Here is a 17,351-nt window from a genome sequence, read left to right as displayed (position 1 = left end):
AAACAGAGGACTACGGCTCCCGGCTGACGACCGATGGTTGCCGTCGCCCGCGTCGATTCTTGGCGGATCATGCTTCGGCCCCCTTGTCCGGTCGTACGAGTTCGAGCAGCAGGTCCAGCTTCTTCCTGGGTTCACGCGGGATTTCGGAAGGCTCCCAAAGGGCAACCAGCTGATCCAGCTCTCCCTTCCGGAGAAGGATCGGAAGGCCGAATTCTCCTCCGGACCGTCGAAAAAACTCCTCGGCGAAATCGCTCAGCTTGACCGTACGTGTCCTGGCGTCCCAGAGAAGTGTTGCAGCGTCGCGGTCGAGCCGCTTCCACGTCAAGAAGTCTCCAGATACGCCGTCGAATACGCGCTCGAGGATGAGGGTGTCCAATATCTCGTCGAGTGTCTCCCCGAGTGGGCGATCCGCGGCCGCACTCACTCCCGCCGCGGCCAGTGTCTGCTTGGCGTGACGTTTGAGGATTTCAGGCCGAACGATATAATTTTCCGTCTCGTATGCTCTCCAGTACGTGGTCGTTAGACGATCTCTCGTCGAATCCCGATGTTGTTTGCCGTCACCATCACAAATCGCGAGTCCCCGCAGTCCGGGGATCATCATGCTCATGGACCGAAAATGCCCTTCCGGTCTCCGTCCGTAGGCCCCTTCGGCCCGTTCGAGCTCCGAATCCAGGTCGGCTTCCGGGTAGTTGTCCCGTGTATAGTATACGTTGATGCCGCCGTGATCCTCCCAGACCTCAGCCACCGGATGTTCCAGTCTGGTCGCGAGCGCGTAGAGGATATCGAAATCGGTCCGCCCCTCGACGTAGAGCACGTGACCCTTCTTTCGGGCTCTGACGTAGTGCTCGGCCCCGAAGTACCGAAGAGCGTCGCGGATCTCTCGCTGCCCGCTCAGATCCTGTGCCTCTCCGGCAAGCAGGAGAGTGAGTCCGTCGTCGTCTGCTTCCCGGTATACGACCTCGGAATGGGTAGCAACGACGACCTGCGAGCCGTGCTCGGCCGCGACGCGACGGAGCAGGGTGTAGACCTGCTTCTGGCGAAGGATCTCGAGGTGTGCGTCCGGTTCGTCGATGAGCAGTACGCTGCGGGGGTGCGAATGGATGTAAGCGAGGATGAGGAGCATCTGCTGAAGTCCGCGGCCCGCGAGGGCGATCTCAAGCGCCTCCCGTACTCCGGCCTGCCGGTAGTGGAGAGCGATGCCGCCACGCACCGTCTCGGAGGGATCATCGAGTTCGATCGCGAACAAGCGACCCATCAACTGGACGATACGTCCCCAGGTATCGGGGTCCTCCCGGTGCACCATGAGACAGAGATTACGCAGCACTTGGGCCGTCTGTCCCTGGCCGAGCAGCACGTCGACCCGTCCCGGTTGCAGAAGCGGTTCCTCGATGTCGATCCCGGACATCGGGTACAGAAGCCGCACGTCGATTCCGGCGGCGGTCGCGATGGCGCCGGGATTCTCCAGGGTGTTTTCGTCCGGCGTACAATAAACGACTTCGGTACCCGAGTTGCGGAAACTCATCGTGAGGGGACAAACCCTGCCCTCGTGCAGCACGCCGAGCGTGATCTCCATCATGATGTCCGTGCGTCCGGTGCGAACCACCGTGTTGTGCCAGAACTGGCGCGTGCGCGACACGGGCACGGAGACGATGCTCAGCCGGTTTAGCGCAGTTACGGTACGCTTGCTGGGAGGTGCTTCGCCCTTGCGCTCGAACCACGTCTTCACGGCCTGCGACCAGAGCGCCAATGCCTGGATCGCGGACGTCTTGCCGCAGTTGTTCGGACCGATCAGAACGGTCGGGTGATCCAGTTCGATGCGCTGCGCATCTCCAAACTGCTTGAAGTTGCGTATCTCCAGAAAGTGAAGTGGTCTCATCCCAGATCCGGGTTCCTGTCTGCCTGTGTCTGATCTCGCTCCGCTCGATGGCTGTATCAAGGTCCCGCACGAAGCCGCGCGCGGCCCTGCACCTCCTGTCCCGGCTTCAGTCGCATGCGTTCACGGAGGTCTCGGGGTGTCACGACTCGATACCGGGAAGAGATGGTCACGGTGCTCATGGCGCAATCCTGCAATCGGTCAGTTGGGGATCACGCGGACCACGCGGCCGTTGCGGTCCACGACCTTGATGGGCCCCCGGAGGATGTCGTCGCCGTAGGGGATGCGGCGCCCCGGCGCCGCCTTGTCGCCCCGCGCCGGTCCCGCTCGATCTCCGCCCGTGGATCCGGGGATCCGGTAGATCTCGGCGAGTCCGACCTTCACGGCGTAACCGAGGTCCGCGAGCGACTGGACGGTGATGAGGCTGAGGAGGTCGCGATCGCCCGCCATCTGGAACGGCGTCATCAATTCGTGGCCGAGCGCCGATTCCCGCCAGTGGGAGTCCGCCGCCCCGGGTCCCGACGTGTTCTCGACCGGAACTTTCGCGCCATCGTTGTAGTTGGCTCCGCCCCGCTCGTCGAACGCGGCGATGGCCAGCGGGCCCGTGAAATGCGTGTCCGCGCCTGTATTGTGAATGGACGGGTTCCGGAGCAGACCGTGGTCGATCCACACGGTGCCGATCCCCAGCACGTGGCCGATCTCGTGCAGGATCACCTCCTCCACGTCCTTCGCGCTGCCCTCCTCCGCGAGGCGCGCGAGGTCGGCGGCGTCGAACTCGAGTGCGCCCATGAAGGGGAGCCTCGAGGCGTCGCGGACTCCGCACGGGCCGGCGCGGGCCAGGACCCCGTCCTCGCCGTCGATCTCCCGGACGGAGGCCACCATGACGACATCGTCGACGGTGCCGATGCGCTGTTCGCTCATGATGTCCCAGCACCCGAGCGGGGTGTCCGGCCCGAGGAGCACGTCCGGCAACTCGGTGTCCTGCAGGATCGCGGACCAGAAGTCCACCGCGTCCTCGAAGGCCTCCGCCTGGGAAGCCGTCACCTCGTCGAGGAGGATGAGGTCGATGTCGAAGGGTCGCGGGGCGGCTTCCCGCACGATCACGCGGAAGGTGAGTTCCGCCGTCGCGCCCGGTGGATCGATGGCGGTCAGGGTCGCTGTCGTGGATCCGGCGCCCAGCGGCGACAGCGTCACGACCCCGTCGGCGACGGTCGCCATCGCCACGGCGGAGTCGGCCGTGACGGCCGCGATCCGCAGGTCGGCCCCCTCCGGATCGCGGAAATACCCGGTTGCCGCGAGCATGGTCGGCTGGCCGCCGGCCTGCAGGCGCTGGGGCGCGACTTCGCGCTCGGGCACGGGCGGCGCGTTCGTCCCCTCCCCGAACAGGATGAGCGGGTCCCCCAGTCCGATCTCGATTCCGGTCACGCTTCCCGGGACTCCGGGCGCGGGGCCCGCGACCACCTGCACCTCGCTTTGGCCGCCCTCCGTCGCGGTCACGGTAATCTCGGCGCTCCGTTCGCTCCCCACCTCGAGGACCGCCGTCTCCGACGAGAGTGCGCCGCCCCGAACGGAGAGGGGAACCGTCATCGCGAACGGCGCCCCCTCCGTCACGGAGAGCGCGATCCGGGCGGGACCCGTGGCGGCGGGGTCCGGATTGTCGGTCCGCTTCAGTTCCAGCGCGAGGGCGAACGGGGCCCCGGGATTCTCCGCCAGCAGCAGCGTGTCGAGGCCGGACAGGCCGACGAACGTCCCCGCCGGCAACGTCGCCAGGCGGTTTCTGTTCAGTTGCAGCACGCGGAGCGCGGAGAGTCCGGAGAGCAGCCCCTCGGGCAGCCCCACGAGCCGGTTGCCGTACAGACGGAGCGACTCCAGGCGGGAGAGGTCCGCGAACGCACTCTCCGGGAGCGTCTCCAGTCCGTTCCGGTCCAGCCGCAATTCCGTGAGGCGGCCCAGGCCCGCGAACACGCCGGCGGGGAGCGCCTCGAGCCCGGTGTCCTGGAGCAGCAGGCTCTCCAGTTCGGCCAGGCCGGAGAAGACGCCCGCCTCCAGCGCGCCGATCCGGCCGTTGCCGAGGTAGAGCCACTTCAGGCGGCCCAGCCCGGCGAAGACGCCGTCGCCGAGGGTCGTGAAGTCGTTGCCGCCCAGGTGCAGTCGCTCCAGGCTCGAGAGTTCCGCGAACGCGCCCGCCGGCAGCGTGGCGAGCGCGTTGGCCCGCACCTCCAGCGTCTCGAGGGACGCGAGTCCCGCAAACGACTCGGCCGACAGCATGGTCAGCGCGTTGTCGCCCAGGTCCAGCGACTTCAGCCTCGCGAGCCCGGCGAACCCGTCGGCGGGCAGCGTCTCGAAACCGTTGTTCCGCAGGCGCAGCGTCTCGAGGCTCGTGAGATCGGCGAACACGCCCACCGGAAAGGCGGTGAAGCCGACGCCGGAGAGGTCCAGGTTTCTGAGGTTGTACAGGCCGGAAAGATCGCCGGGCCTGAGGGTGGGGATCTCGGTGCCCGCGAGGTTGAGCGTCGTGATACCCAGGTGCTGCGTCGTCACGGCCGAGCAACTCTCGGCGCGACTCCGGATGACGAGCGCGTCCCGGATCTCCGGAGTTCGGTCGCAAACGCCTTCCGCGATCGTCACCTGCGTTGAGGTGGCCGCTCCGAGTTCATATCCCGCGCCCGCCGCCGGCGCGTCGAGGCGGAAGAGGAAGGCTTCGCGCGCGGGCTCGATGTCGTCATCGTCGCGGATCGCGATCCGGACCTCGGCGACGCTCGTCCCCGCGGGAACGGACACCGAGCCATCGGCGCGGTAGTCCGCCGTGTCCGCGTCGGCGGTGGCCGGGTCTCCGTCCGCGCTCAGGGTGTAGCGGACGGTGATGGACGAGGCCGGCGGGGGATCGAGACGGACGGACACGATCGCATCCAGCCCCTCCGATACGTCCGGCGCCAGGGCGCCGACCGTCGCCACCGGCGTGCGCGCGGGCTCCGGCGGCGGCGAGGTGGCGCCGCCGTCGCAGGCGGCCATCGCCGCCGCGACGCACGCCAGCGTCCACCTGTTCCGTGTCCGATCCGCCATCAGGTCACCGTGAAGGCGCCGTGTCACGGGTCGCCTCGTCCAGATCCTCGTGTTCGAAGGCGGATTCCATCCGCATGATCTCCTCCGGGGAAGCGCCGAAACCTGCTGCGGTCCCGCGCCAGGCCGAAACCGCCCGCCCGACCTCGCCGACGATCCGCTTCGCGTCGTCGAGATCCAGACCATAGTACGCCGCGGTGGCGAGCGCGCGGTCCACCGACGCGGCGCCATCGTACTCGTCAATATACGTCTGTAGAAGGCGTGGGCGGATCTCTGCCGGGGTCGGGTTCAGATCATAGGCCGGGGAGAGCCGCCACCCCTGTCCGTCCTCATACAGGAAGCCGTGGTTGCGGAGGTGGTCGTCGGTATTCGAGATGAGGATGCTGAATACGACGCGGCGCCAGAGTTCGGTCAGATCACGCCGGACGGCCGCGCCGTGGCGCCGCAGAGCGTCCGCAATCTCCAGATACGACCTCGATTCGCGGTCATCGGCCCCCAACATGCTCATCGCCGACAGGAACGGCAGGCGGCGGCGCGCCTCGCGGTCGAAGCGTCGCAGGAGGAGAACGCGTCGCCCCGCAATCTGCTCGAAACGCCATACAGGCACGTCGATGCCGGCCTGTGCGGCGAGTTCGAGTGCGACGCCTTCCCACAGCACGAGATCGTGGTCGTCCCTGGCGCCGGGGAACTTCGCGATGGCCAGCCCGTGGGCGCCATCCCTCACGGCGACCTTGGGGCGGGCGCCGCCGAGCGAGGCCCCGGGTCCGATGAGAAGACGGAGATCGTCATCTCGCTCCTCCCTCCGCGTGACTCGTGTGGCTGCAGCGAGGAGCCGGCCCAGTTCGACGAGTGGGGGAACCCGCCTCTCCCCGGGCTCGGCGAGGAAGGGTCCGTCTCCGCCCGCTGAAACTAACGAGAACCTGAGCGCCCCCATGCGAGCTTCGTCATCGACGCGAAGGAGGTAGTCGGACTCGAACAGCGCGCGCGGCGTCCGTCCCTCCCGCCGGGCGCGGCGAGCCTCCTCGCGGCGCATCAGCACGCGTCCCCAGCGATCGGGCGCGGAGTCGCCAATCGATCCGAAGAGTGCTTTCCGGGTATGAAAGGGCCCGGGCCCGAGCGTCAGCGCCGGCTCGAGCGCGAACCGTCGCGGGTGGTCCAGCCAGCCGGGATCGTACTCGAACGTCGCGCTCTCCCGGTTGCCACGAACTCTGACCCAGAGCCTTCCGATGAGGAGGGGTGTGTCGTTCAGGTCCAGATGGACCCGTATCCGGCGTTCCACCTCGGTCGCCTCAATCGTCTGCGTGCTCACGCCGGGAGCGGAGCGCGGCGACGCGTACGCGCTGCGGCAGGCGTTCCTCGAGCAGGTCGAGCCCAAGTCCGTCCCGCTTGCGGTCGGCCAGTTCCGCCAGGCCGTCCTCCATCCCCAGGACAAAAAGCACGGTCGCGTAGTTGCCCATCGAGACGCCCGGATCGCCCCGCTCGACCTTGCCGAGGGTGGTTCGGCTGATCAGTGCCCGTTCCGCCATGGTCGCCGCGCGGATGCGGCGGCGGAGACGGGCATCCCTGATGTCGGAGCCGAGCTTGCGGAGGAGTCGCCGAACCGGAAGCGGCAACGTGCCGTGAAGGTTGTTCTTCATCGTAATGACCATTTTAGTATGCGGTATTGGCGATACCGTACATTATCATGGTTGTTACGGCAAGGCCGACCGCGCTCCATACGCGCGGCCCGCCTCGTCGGCGGAGACGTAGCCGTCGCGGACATCTTCGCGGACCCGGTCGCGCGGGCGCGCTGCCGGGTCGCCCAGTCCGCCTCCTCCGGGTGTCTCCAGGACGATGCGTCGGCCGGGGGGCACGACCTCGCGGCCCTTGGGCCGGAACTCGCCCACGCCCAGGACGTGGACCCGGCCCGCGGCGCCGTCGCCGCCCCCGTCGCGTCCCCGGGCCGGATTGCGGACCCGCTCGAACATCTTCGAGACGGCGAACGCCTCGTCCGCCGCGTGGGAGATCTCCATCACCTGACCCAGGCCGCCCCGGCACTTGCCCGGACCGCCGGAGTCCGGGAGATACTCCTTCCGCCAGAAGATGAGCGGCGCGACGGTCTCGGTGATCTCGATCGGCGTGCTGCGGACCCCGGAGGGGAAGGCCGTCGCCGACAGGCCGTCCTTCCCGGGGCGGGCGCCCGTGCCGCCGGCGTGGAAGGGGTTCACGACAAATGCCTCGCCGTGGTAGGGGTAAGCGCCGGTCAGGCCCGGCCCCGCCATGATGACGGGGTTCCAGAGGCACGACGCGCCTTCCGCGGGGACGGCTCCGGGCTCCAGCGCCTGTTCGAGGCAGCCGAGGACGACGTCCGGCAGCATCTGTCCGATTGCGTGGCGCGCGGAGACGGCGGCGGGAGGGGGGGCGTTGAGCAGCGATCCCGGCGGGGCGGAGACCTCGATCGCGACCAGCGACCCCGCGTTGTTCGGGACCTCGGAGCCGACGATGCAGCGCACGCCGAACGAACTGTACGCGCGCGTATAGGTCACCGGGACGTTGATGCCGCGCGACGACATGGGCGAGGTGCCGTCCCAGTCGATCCTGATGGCCCCGTCGGGCAGGACCGTGAGCGCGCACACGAGGTCGAGGTCCTCATCGTAGCCGTCGATCCGCATCCGGTTCCGGTAGGTCCCGGGGCGGAGCGCGCCGATCCGCTCCCGCATGGCCCGCCGCGAGGTGGAGATGATCGTCTCCGCCAGCGGCTCCAGGGAATCGATCCCGAATTCCGCCATCATCGCCACCAGCCGCTCGCACCCCGTGCGGTTGCAGGCGGCCAGCGAGTAGAGGTCGCCCTGGGCCACGTCCGGGTCGCGCACGTTTGCCCGCACCAGCCGCATGAGCGTCTCGTCCACCCGTCCGCCGCGGATCAGGTATCCGATGGGAAGGCGGATCCCCTCCTCGAACACCTGGTTGGCGTCCGCCCCGAAGCCGCGTCCCCCGACATCGGCGATGTGGCTCGTGGCCGCGAACAGCGCGACCGGACGCCCATCCAGGAATGTCGGCGTGACCACGGTGAAGTCGTTGAGGTGTCCGGTCCCCTCCCAGGGATCGTTCGTGATGAGGACATCGTCCTCGCGCAGCGTCTCCACGGGGAAGTCCCGAAGGAAGAACCCGACGGAGGCGGCCATGGCGTTGACGTGGCCGGGCGTGCCCGTGACGGCCTGCGCGAGCATGCGTCCGGAGAGGTCGAACACGCCGGCGGAGAGGTCGCCCGCCTCGCGCACGGGGGTCGAGAACGCGGTACGCACGAGCGTCCGCGCCTGCTCCTCGACCACGGACAGGAGCCGGCTCCACATGATCTGGCCTTCGAGCGCGGCGATGCCGGTGTGCGCGCCGCCGCCCGCCGCGCCGGAGGCTGCCGCCAAGGTGCCCGCCGCCTCCGCGCTCGCTGTCGCTTCCGCCGACGCTCTCGCCGCCCGCCGCTCGACGAAGAGGTGACCCCCGCGGACCACTCGCGCTTCCCATCCGTCCGGGACCACGGTCGTCGTCTGGTCCTCGGCGATCACGGCCGGACCCTCAACGCGGGCTCCCTCCGAGAGCGCCGCTCGCCTGTGAACCGCCGCGGTCATCGACTCTCCGCCGGATCCGTCCCACAGTTCGGTCCGGCGCTCCGGCTCCGGTTTCTTCGCGGCGGCCTGCCCCCCGGGAGACGTTCCCGCGGGAACGTCCGCTTCGGCCAGTTGGTCAACTGGCGGGGTCCGTTCACCGGGTGACGTTCCCGCGGGAACGTCCGCGGCCGGCGTCGCGGGCGCCGACACGACGAGCGTCCAGCTCAGGACCTCGATGTCCAGTCCGGGGATCGTGCGTCCGTACACGGTCTCGTAGCCGCGGTCGAACGCTTCGCGGAGGGCCGCCGCGTCACGGAGGGTTGCCCCGTCCCCGAGGTCCGCCGGGAGGTCGACGCCGATCTCGTGGCCCTGGCCCACGTAGCGCATGTAGGCGCGCGTCTTCCCGGTCGTGGCCGCTCCGGGCGCCCCGTGTGATACCACGGCCTCCGCCTCCGCCCGCATCTCGGCGAACACCTCCCGCACCACTTCCGGATCGAACGCCGAAAGTCGCATGTAGCGGCTGCGAACGACCTCGTAGGAGATGGGCGCCAGGAGGAAGCCTACGGCCGAACCCACGCCGGCGTCGGCCGGCACCAGGAAGCGGTCCACGTCCAGCTTGTCGGCGAGCCGCGCCGCGTGGATCGGGGCGGAGCCGCCGAAGGCGATGAGCGTGCGGCCGGCCACCCCCTTCCCCCACTCGACGGCGTGCGTGCGCGCCGCGTTGGACATGTTCTCGTCCACCATCTCGCTGATGCCGAGCGCGGCGAGCTTCGGGTCGAGCCCAAGTTCCCTGCCCACGCGAGCCTCGATCGCGGCTTCGGACCGCCCCCGGTCGAGGGGAATCGAGCCGCCGGCGAAAAACTCCGGATCGATCCGCCCCAGGGCGACGTCCGCGTCCGTCACCGTGGGTTCATCTCCGCCCCGTCCGTACGCCGCCGGCCCCGGCTCCGACCCGGCGCTTGCGGGCCCCACCTGGATCCGCTCCAGGTCGTCGACTCCCGCGATCGACCCGCCCCCGGCCCCGATCTCCACCATCTCGATGACGGGAATCCGCACCGGCAGCCCGCTCCCCTGCTTGAAACGGTAGCTGCGGGCGACTTCGAAGGTCCGGGAATGGAGCGGCCGACCGCCGTCGATCATGCACAGCTTCGCCGTCGTCCCGCCCATGTCGAAGGAGAGGACGTCGCCCAGGTCCAGACTTCGCGCCAGGTGGCTGGCGAGGATCGCGCCCCCGGCGGGCCCGGATTCCACGAGACGGACCGGAGCGGCGACCGCCGTCTCGAGCGTCGTGAGTCCTCCGCCCGAGGTCATGAGAAGGAAAGGACAGGCGAGGCCCGACTCCCGCAGCGACTCCGCGAGTCCCGTGAGGTAGCGGGCCATGAGCGGTTGCACGTAGGCGTTCGCGCACGCCGTCGACTGCCGCTCGTACTCGCGCACCTCCGGGCACACGTCCGAGGCCAGCGTCACCGGGAGCCCCGGCCGCCACGCCTCGAGGATCTCGCCGATCCGCCGCTCGTGATCGGGGTTGGCGTAGCCGTGGATGAGCCCGACCGCGACGGATTCCACCCCCTCCGCCTCGAGCGTCGGCAGCAGCGCGCGCACCGAATCCTCCTCCAGCGGGATGAGGACGTGTCCGCGGTGGTCGACCCGCTCCTCCACCGGGAGCCTGAGGCGGCGGGGCACCAGGGGTTCCGGACGGTCGACCCCGATGTCGTACTGCTCGAAGCGGTTCTCGTGCGCCATCTCCAGCGCGTCGCGGTGCCCGGAGGTGACGATCAGCGCCGTGCGCGCCCCCCGCCGCTCGATGATCGCGTTGGTGGCCAGCGTGGTGCCGTGGATGACGAGACGCACGGCGGAGGGCGGGACGTCCGCCAGCCCCAGCACCTTGTGCACGCCTTCCAGGACGCCGCGCTCCGGGGCCGCCGCGGTCGTAAGCACCTTCGTCGTCACGAGGCGCCCGCCGGCCTCCAACGCCACGTCCGTGAAGGTTCCCCCGATGTCGATCGCGAGCCGGGCTTCGGGCATGGGTCGGCCGCTCACCCGTCTTCCCGCAGGGGGACGGTGTAGTTCAGCGCCAGCCGTCCGCCGTCCGGGTAGATCGTCTCGCCCGTGAGGTAGGAGGCGTAGTCGCTCGCGAGGAAGACGGCCACCGTCCCGATCTCGTCCGCGTCCCCGAACCGCCCCAGCGGGGTGCGCGAGAGGATCGTGCGCCGCGCCTCCTCGTCCGCGATCACCGAGTCGAGGATGTCGGTGACGATCGTCCCCGGCCCGATCGCGTTGACCCGGATGTCATGCGGCGCGAGCGCCACCGCCATCGCCTTCGTGAGCTGCATGATCCCGCCCTTGGAGACCGCGTAGGCGAGCTGGTTCGGGATCGTCACGACCGCGTTCGTGGACGACATGTGGATGATCGCCCCCTTCACGCCGCGCTCCACCATCCGGCGCGCCACGAGACGGGAGAGGAGGAAGGTCCCGCGCAGGTTGACGCCCAGCACTCGGTCGAAGTCCTCGACCTCGGCGTCCAGAATCGAGCCCGCCGCGATGATCCCCGCGTTGTTGAGGAGGATGTCGCAGCCTCCGAAACGTTCCGTGCAGGCGTCGAGCAGGCGGGCGCAGTCGCTCTCCTCGCTCACGTCCGCGCGCACGGCGAGCGTCTCCCGGCCGGTTTCCTCCGCGATGCGTCGGGCCGTGTCCGCGCAGCGCTCCTCCAGTACGTCCCCCAGCACGACATCCGCCCCGTGACGGGCGAAGGCGAGCGCGCACGCGGCCCCGATCCCCTTCGCCGCCCCGCTGACGATCGCGGTCTTCCCCTCGAGTGTGATCATGCTGAGCCCTTCCTGATTCGACCCTGGTTCGCCGGATGCTTTCTGCGGTGGCAGTCTCGCTCTGAGTCACTCCGCTGCTGCCTCCTCCGCTGCTGCCTCCTCCGCTGCTGCCTCCCGCGTCGATGATCCCAAGTTGACCATCGAAGCGAAGCTGGGGAGGTCGGAGCGGCGGTTCCCATGGTATCGACAAAGGCGGCGTCTGGCATGCAGCAGCAGGGTGTTCCCCACGGCGGGTCGCGGTGTCGCCCTTTCGTGAACCGGACCCCGTCACGGTATCTTTCTGATATATACCAGAAAACCGGAGCATGCCATGAAGAAAAGCACTCCAGACTCGCTGTCCGACGCTTCGCCGGATCCCCTGCCCGAACCCGAGCGGGTGACGATCGACGAAGCGGGGCGGCTGGTGGTTCCCGCGCGCTTTCGGAAGGCGCTCGGCATCCGGGGCCGGCAGCAGTTGGTGGTTGGCCTGGAGGGCGACACGATCCGGCTGCGCACCCCGAGCGCGGCCCTCGCGCGCCTTCAGGCCATCGCGCGGCAGAAGCGACGGGGGTCCGAGAGCGTCGTCGATGAGTTCATCCTGGAACGGCGAGCCGAAGCCGCCCGTGACTGAGCCGGTCGCGAGCGTTCTGGACGCTTCAGCCGTCTTGGCGGCGCTGTTCGAGGAGCCCGGCGCGAAGCGCGTCGTCCGCGCGCTTGAACGTGGCGCGGCCATGTCGTCCGTGAACGTGGCCGAAGTCGCGGCGCGGCTCTCGCAGAGCGACTGGACCGCGGGAGCGGTGGCCAGCGTCTTCGATGAACCGGGGATCGAGATCATTCCCTTCGACCGCGAGACCGCCCTGCTCAGCGGCGCCTACCGCCGGAGGACACGGCACCTCGGCCTCGGACTGGGAGATCGGGCGTGCCTGGCCACCGCGTGCCGACTCGGTCTCCCGGTACTCACCGCCGACCGGAGCTGGGCCGAAGTCTCCATCGCCGGGGTGACGGTCGTGCTGATCCGGTAGAGGAACTGCCGGGTACAGGGTCGGCAGGCCGCACGCTGCCGAGGGGCGCTTAGGAAGTCGTCGTGACTACGAATCTCGATCGCGCGAGCTTGGTGTCGCGAAACGTAGCTATCGAATCTGTCAACCTCACCCATGCCGAGATGAGGACGGGTTTCGATCCCTTCGATCCGCCGGAAGTTGCTCAGCTGACACAGCGATTTCGATGCCGATTCGAGTTGCCGCCCAGCCGATTGGACTGCTTGTTTGTGCAAGTCAACCTGATACTTGAAGGCACTGGAGCCGAGAACGCTGAACAGGAGCAGGAACTCGTCAGCATCGACGCGACGTTTTTGGCAGTGTATCGCTTGGAAGACGCCAGTTCGTATCCGAGGGATGCCTTGGGACACTTCGCCGAATTGAACGGCACCTACAACGTGTGGCCGTACTGGCGGGAGCTGGTTCAGACCTTTGCGGCCCGCGCCGGTATGGGTGGCTTGGTGGTCCCTGTCTTCAAGCCGCCGATCCGGCCCGTCGAAGAAGCCGAGCAGGTTTCGCCGCCTGAGGAGTCGGCATTGCTCGAATCGGGGAATCAGTGACAAGCGGCGGAGGTGACGAGCTGCGACAGCGTGGCGACGATTGGGTCGAACTTGTCCGCCACAATCAAGGCGGCGGGATCGACTTCGACAAGCTCGAGGCAGCGCGCCGCCGGCTCGGAATCGAGGGTGACCGCGAGAGGTGGCCGAAGGAGTACGATGACCCGGCGTTCAGTCGCCGCGTGCTCGGCCTCGACCAGGAGTGATCTCGCTCGGCTGACTGCAGGTCCCTCATCGCCACGTCCGCGCGTTCCCGCGGGAACGTCTCCGGACGCGCGGCATCCCGGGTGCAGTCCCGTCTCACGACGCTCACGAGGTGCAACCCTCCGGGAAGGACGCTTGTCTACAGGACGTGTTGATTTTTCAGCACACTCGTGCCAGGTTGACTTGGGCAGAGGGAACACCGGCCCCCGAATACCGGCCCCGGAGCGTTCGTGAGACGTCGCAGGAGAAGGAGACGACCGCAGTGAAGCCACTCCCGGAACTGAGCAGACGAGAGCGCGAGGTCATGGATCTCGTGTACGAACTGGGGAACCCAACGGCCGCGCAGATCCAGGAGAACATGGCGGACCCTCCGACCTACTCGGCCGTCCGCTCGATCCTGCGGGGTCTCGTGAACAAGGGACACCTGGTGAGTGAAGCGGACGGACCGCGCTATCTCTATTCGCCCACGATGCCCGCCCTGCGCGCCCGGCGCTCGGCCATGCGCCGCGTGCTCAAGACTTTCTTCGGCGACTCGGTGGAGGGGGCGGTGGCCACGCTGCTCGAGCTTCGCGAGGGCGGCCTCACGCCGGAGGAACACGCCCGCCTCCGGGAGATGATCGAGAAGGCGGCGGAGGAGGGACGGTGATCCCCGCCGTGGTGCTGACGGCACAGGTCACGCTGCTGCTGTTGCTGGCGCTCGCGCTCGCGTGGTTCGGACGGCGGGGAGCTTCGGGGACCCTGCATCTGCTTTGGACCGCGACGTTCGCCCTCGTCCTCGTGTTGCCTCTGCTGAGCCTCTTCGGTCCCTCGTGGGAGGTGCCGCTCCTTCCGGCCCGTGGTGGCGACCGTGGTGGCGAGTCGGCCCCGGCCGTGGTCGATGCCGCCGCCTCTCGGACCCTTGACCCCACCCTCGATGCCCCCGGCTCCATGCCGACGCTGGAGACCGGCGAAGCGCGGGAGGCCCTGGTCCCGGCAGAGCGGCCCGGACTGGCCGCGCGGGACGGGCTGGCGGGGCGCGCCGGGCTGCCGGGGCGCGCCGACGCGGCGGGAAGCGCTGCCAACGCCGCCACGGGGCGCTCCGCCGTCCGGATCGCGTGGATCGCGTGGCTGGCCGGCTGCGCCCTCTCGCTGGTCTCGCTCGCCTTCGCCGTCCTCCGGCTGCGGAAGCTGGTGCGGACGGCCCGGCCCGTGCGCGACCCCGGCTGGGTGCGCGAGGCCGAGAAGCTGCGGCGCCGGCTGGGCCTCCGCGGCGAGGTCCGGCTCCTCTCCGGTGAGGCGGTCGCCACGCCGATGACGGGCGGGCTGTGGAAGCCGGTGATCCTGCTCCCCGCGGCGGCGGCGGAATGGAGCCCCGAACGGCGGGCGGTGGTGCTGACCCACGAACTCATCCATATCCGCCGAAGAGACGTGCTGCGGCAGCTCGTGCGGCGGATCGTGCTCGCCCTCTACTGGTTCCATCCCCTCGGCTGGTTCGCGGCACGACGCGCGGAGATCGCCAGCGAGAAGGCGTGCGACGAGGAGGTGCTCGCGCTCGGAGCGCGTCCCTCCGACTACGCTCGCCTCCTTCTGCGGCTCGCGTCCGCCCGCGGCCGTCGTCCGAACGTACTCGCGCTCCCCCTCGTAAGAACCTCGCAACTGGAGACAAGAATCGTGGCCATTCTGAACCGCAGGCGCCCGCGTCCCAGCGTGACCCGGACTGCCGTGACCTTGACGATCGTAGGCTCGGCGGCGGTCTCTGTCGCTGCCGCCCGTCCCGTCCCGTTCGACGAAGCTCCGGCGCCATCTCACGAAGCCGGGCCCGCCCGGGAGGACGCGCCTCCGGCCGCAAGCGACGCCCCTCCGGCCGCAATCCCGGCACCGCGCGAGCGAAAACTCGCCGTTGCCGCCCAGGTGGAACCCCAGGCAGGGGGCGCAATGGCCATGCCCGCTCGCCCAGCGGCGTCCCTCGACCGGCTCCCCCGGCAGGAGATCCAGTGCCCGTGGGCCGGCAGCGATTCGATACGCACGATGAGGGTAGGCGGGGGCCTGCGGGTCACCCGTTGGAGCCAGGGAGACCGCACGATCGAGAGATCGGTTGAGGGGATGCACCTGTGCATGCGGACACACGGCGACGTGGTGATGAGCGACGACGGCACCGAGGTCCGAGCCGTGGGCGCGGACAGCTGGCTTCTTCTCGAGTCGAGGGAAGACCAGACCCGCCGCCTCGTGATCACCGAGGGCCCCGGCGGCATCGAATACGAGTGGAGCGTCGACGGCGTGCGCGGGACCTTCGACGCCGAGGCACGCGAGTGGCACGATCTGATGCTCCGGATCATGCACGGGTATCGGGAGGTGATGGAGATTCGGGGGGAGGAGTCCACTCTGCGCGGCCGGATCTCCGGGCACCGGGGTCATGTCAGCGGTCTGCGCGGCCGGATCTCCGGGCACCGGGGTCACGTCAGCGGTCTGCGCGGCCGGATGTCCGGATACCGGGGTCACATCAGCGGTCTGCGCGGCCGGATGTCCGGGTACCGGGGTCATGTCAGCGGTCTGCGCGGCCTGATCTCCTCCTACCGCGGCCGGATCTCTTCTTTGAACGCCGCAATGCGGCTGGCGGCGAGAGCCGAAACCCGGGCAGCGCTGGAGGATGAGCTTCGGGAGTTGGAGTCGCGGATGCGGCGGACCGAGGAGGAAATCGCCGCGTACGACCTGGACGGGAAACTCCAGGAAGTTGAGGAGCAGATCGCGGCCTACGACGCGGAGGGAAAAACCCGCGAAGTGGAGCAGCAGATCGAAGACTACGACGCGTCGGGGAAGGTCGCGGCCATCGAAGCCGAGATCGAGGCGTACGATCTTGAGGGGAAGACGCGCGAGATCGAGCGGCTGATCGAGGAACTGGACACGGACCGCCGCATCGAGGAGATCGAAGACTCGCTCGAGGACGAAATCGCCGCGCTCCGCCGCCTCGTGGGCTCGGCGGCGGGCGTCGAATGATGTATGGAGGAAGGAACCCCGCCCTGCTCGCCGTGGCGTGGGTCACCCTCGCCGGGTGCGGCGACAACGCGCCTCCGCCCGGCTGGACCACGGTGCGGGACACCCTGCCGTCGGGCACGATCCGCGTCACGAACGTTCCGAGTCCGGATGCCTCCCCCACCTGGACACTGGTCGAGGAACTGCGCGTCGGTACGGTTGAGGGGGCCGGACCGGACGCGTTCGGGCGTCTGAAGAGTCTCGTCGTGCTGGAGGACGGGCGGTTCGCCGTCCTCGATTCGCAGGCGCAGGAACTCCGCGTCTTCGAACCCGATGGCGCTCATCTCGCGACGCATGGCCGTAAAGGCGAGGGGCCCGGTGAGTTCGCGAACGCGACGGGGCTCATGCTGGATCCGCGGGGCCGCATCTGGGTCCCGGATACGCGCAACGGGCGGATGTCGGTCTTCGATCCCGAGGACGGTTTCGTCGAGTCCTTCCCGTTCGCCGATGCGAACTTCAACGCGACCTGGAACGGCGCGATGGTGAACGGGAACCGCATCTACCGGCCTTGGCGGTCCGGGAACCGGAGACGACTGCACGTCTACGATTTCACGATGACCCGGGTAGACTCGCTGCCGCTGCCGGGTGAAGTCCCGGAAGACGAAGAGTGGGATCCCGCGAGCCAGCCCGGCGCCTTCTACCAGGAGACGGGCGGCGGCTACATGGCGTATTCGATCCCGTTCTACGCGGCCGAGATCCGACACATCGATCCGCAGGGCGCTTTCTGGTCGACGCGGGCCGGCGACCCGCAATACCGCATCAAGCGGTGGCGGCCCGGCGGCGACACCACGCTTCTCGTCGAGACCCGGCGACCGCCCGTCGCCGTCCCCGCCGTCGAGCGCGACTCCGTCATCGACATGATGCGGCAGATGACCTCGAATATGGGCGTGGCCGAATGGGACTGGTCCCGGGTCCCCACCGTCAGTCCCGCCGTCGAGGACATCTTTACTTCAGCGGAGGGCAACGTGTGGGTTCGCACGCCGTCCGGCGGCGCGGAAGTCCTCTTCGATGTCTACTCCGGGGACGGCGCGTACCTCGGAACCGCCAGCCTGGGGCTCGGCCTCAACCTCTTCGATCAGGTGACCCCGGTCGTGCGCGGCGATCGGGTCTGGCTGATCGTGACGGACGAACTCGACGTGCCCTACGTCATGCGCGCACGCATCGCGCCCGCCGTCCGGTAAGCTCGGCGGGCTGACGTCGAAACCGCCGGGAGACGTTCCCGC

The 17,351-nt window shown here is 68.9% G+C and carries 13 protein-coding genes; 7 read left to right on the top strand and 6 right to left on the bottom strand.

What is annotated here, in order from left to right; all coding sequences use genetic code 11:
- Positions 1-67: 67 nt before the first annotated feature.
- The 6 genes from ACOGXI_RS07790 to ACOGXI_RS07765 all read right to left on the bottom strand — a co-directional run bounded on the left by ACOGXI_RS07790 (position 68) and on the right by ACOGXI_RS07765 (position 11,342).
- On the bottom strand, positions 68-1,876 hold the full coding sequence (locus tag ACOGXI_RS07790) for an ATP-dependent nuclease (protein WP_419938304.1): 1,809 nt from the start codon (positions 1,874-1,876) through the stop codon (positions 68-70).
- A gap of 198 nt (positions 1,877-2,074) precedes the next feature.
- On the bottom strand, positions 2,075-4,936 hold the full coding sequence (locus ACOGXI_RS07785; protein WP_419938303.1) for a leucine-rich repeat protein: 2,862 nt from the start codon (positions 4,934-4,936) through the stop codon (positions 2,075-2,077).
- Positions 4,937-4,940: 4 nt separating this feature from the next.
- Complete coding sequence (locus tag ACOGXI_RS07780; RefSeq protein ID WP_419938302.1) at positions 4,941-6,242, bottom strand: type II toxin-antitoxin system HipA family toxin; 1,302 nt, start codon at positions 6,240-6,242, stop codon at positions 4,941-4,943.
- Entirely contained in the window at positions 6,223-6,570 is a 348-nt protein-coding gene (locus ACOGXI_RS07775) for a hypothetical protein (protein WP_419938301.1), read from the bottom strand. Before ACOGXI_RS07775 ends, ACOGXI_RS07780 begins: the two co-directional genes overlap by 20 nt.
- A gap of 54 nt (positions 6,571-6,624) precedes the next feature.
- Complete coding sequence (locus tag ACOGXI_RS07770; RefSeq protein WP_419938300.1) at positions 6,625-10,557, bottom strand: hydantoinase B/oxoprolinase family protein; 3,933 nt, start codon at positions 10,555-10,557, stop codon at positions 6,625-6,627.
- Positions 10,554-11,342: an SDR family NAD(P)-dependent oxidoreductase gene (locus ACOGXI_RS07765; protein ID WP_419938299.1), complete on the bottom strand. Its 789-nt coding sequence runs from the start codon at positions 11,340-11,342 to the stop codon at positions 10,554-10,556. The genes ACOGXI_RS07770 and ACOGXI_RS07765 overlap by 4 nt, the downstream gene beginning before the upstream one ends.
- 310 nt (positions 11,343-11,652) lie before the next feature.
- Here ACOGXI_RS07765 and ACOGXI_RS07760 point away from each other — a divergent pair, with 310 nt between their 5' ends.
- From ACOGXI_RS07760 to ACOGXI_RS07730, 7 genes are all read left to right on the top strand, one after another.
- Positions 11,653-11,952 (top strand): AbrB/MazE/SpoVT family DNA-binding domain-containing protein, encoded by a 300-nt coding sequence (locus tag ACOGXI_RS07760; RefSeq protein ID WP_419938298.1) that lies wholly within the window; start codon positions 11,653-11,655, stop codon positions 11,950-11,952.
- A complete protein-coding gene (locus ACOGXI_RS07755; protein WP_419938297.1) occupies positions 11,945-12,343 on the top strand; it encodes a type II toxin-antitoxin system VapC family toxin in 399 nt (132 codons plus the stop codon). Before ACOGXI_RS07760 ends, ACOGXI_RS07755 begins: the two co-directional genes overlap by 8 nt.
- Positions 12,344-12,405: 62 nt before the next feature.
- Positions 12,406-12,918, top strand: a complete 513-nt coding sequence (locus ACOGXI_RS07750) for a hypothetical protein (protein WP_419938296.1) — start codon at positions 12,406-12,408, stop codon at positions 12,916-12,918.
- Positions 12,915-13,121, top strand: a complete 207-nt coding sequence (locus ACOGXI_RS07745; protein ID WP_419938295.1) for a hypothetical protein — start codon at positions 12,915-12,917, stop codon at positions 13,119-13,121. Before ACOGXI_RS07750 ends, ACOGXI_RS07745 begins: the two co-directional genes overlap by 4 nt.
- Positions 13,122-13,381: 260 nt before the next feature.
- The gene (locus ACOGXI_RS07740; protein WP_419938294.1) at positions 13,382-13,765 is read left to right on the top strand and encodes a BlaI/MecI/CopY family transcriptional regulator; all 384 of its coding nucleotides are present in this window, start codon (positions 13,382-13,384) and stop codon (positions 13,763-13,765) included.
- Positions 13,762-16,092 (top strand): M56 family metallopeptidase, encoded by a 2,331-nt coding sequence (locus ACOGXI_RS07735; RefSeq protein ID WP_419938293.1) that lies wholly within the window; start codon positions 13,762-13,764, stop codon positions 16,090-16,092. The genes ACOGXI_RS07740 and ACOGXI_RS07735 overlap by 4 nt, the downstream gene beginning before the upstream one ends.
- Positions 16,089-17,309: a 6-bladed beta-propeller gene (locus tag ACOGXI_RS07730; protein ID WP_419938292.1), complete on the top strand. Its 1,221-nt coding sequence runs from the start codon at positions 16,089-16,091 to the stop codon at positions 17,307-17,309. The genes ACOGXI_RS07735 and ACOGXI_RS07730 overlap by 4 nt, the downstream gene beginning before the upstream one ends.
- Positions 17,310-17,351 lie beyond the last annotated feature (42 nt).

Source organism: Candidatus Palauibacter sp. (assembly GCF_965208055.1).
In the GTDB taxonomy this organism is placed as follows: Bacteria; Gemmatimonadota; Gemmatimonadetes; order Palauibacterales; family Palauibacteraceae; genus Palauibacter.
Note: the sequence above shows the minus strand (reverse complement) of the source record. Positions and strands in the feature narration are given on the sequence as shown.

Excerpts from the sequence above, each read along its gene's own strand:
- ACOGXI_RS07785 (WP_419938303.1), bottom strand. The coding sequence starts at position 4,936 with ATGGCGGATCGGACACGGAACAGGTGGACGCTGGCGTGCGTCGCGGCG.
- ACOGXI_RS07775 (WP_419938301.1), bottom strand. The coding sequence starts at position 6,570 with ATGAAGAACAACCTTCACGGCACGTTGCCGCTTCCGGTTCGGCGACTC.
- ACOGXI_RS07765 (WP_419938299.1), bottom strand. The coding sequence starts at position 11,342 with ATGATCACACTCGAGGGGAAGACCGCGATCGTCAGCGGGGCGGCGAAG.
- ACOGXI_RS07730 (WP_419938292.1), top strand. The coding sequence starts at position 16,089 with ATGATGTATGGAGGAAGGAACCCCGCCCTGCTCGCCGTGGCGTGGGTC.
- ACOGXI_RS07760 (WP_419938298.1), top strand. The coding sequence starts at position 11,653 with ATGAAGAAAAGCACTCCAGACTCGCTGTCCGACGCTTCGCCGGATCCC.
- ACOGXI_RS07790 (WP_419938304.1), bottom strand. The coding sequence starts at position 1,876 with ATGAGACCACTTCACTTTCTGGAGATACGCAACTTCAAGCAGTTTGGA.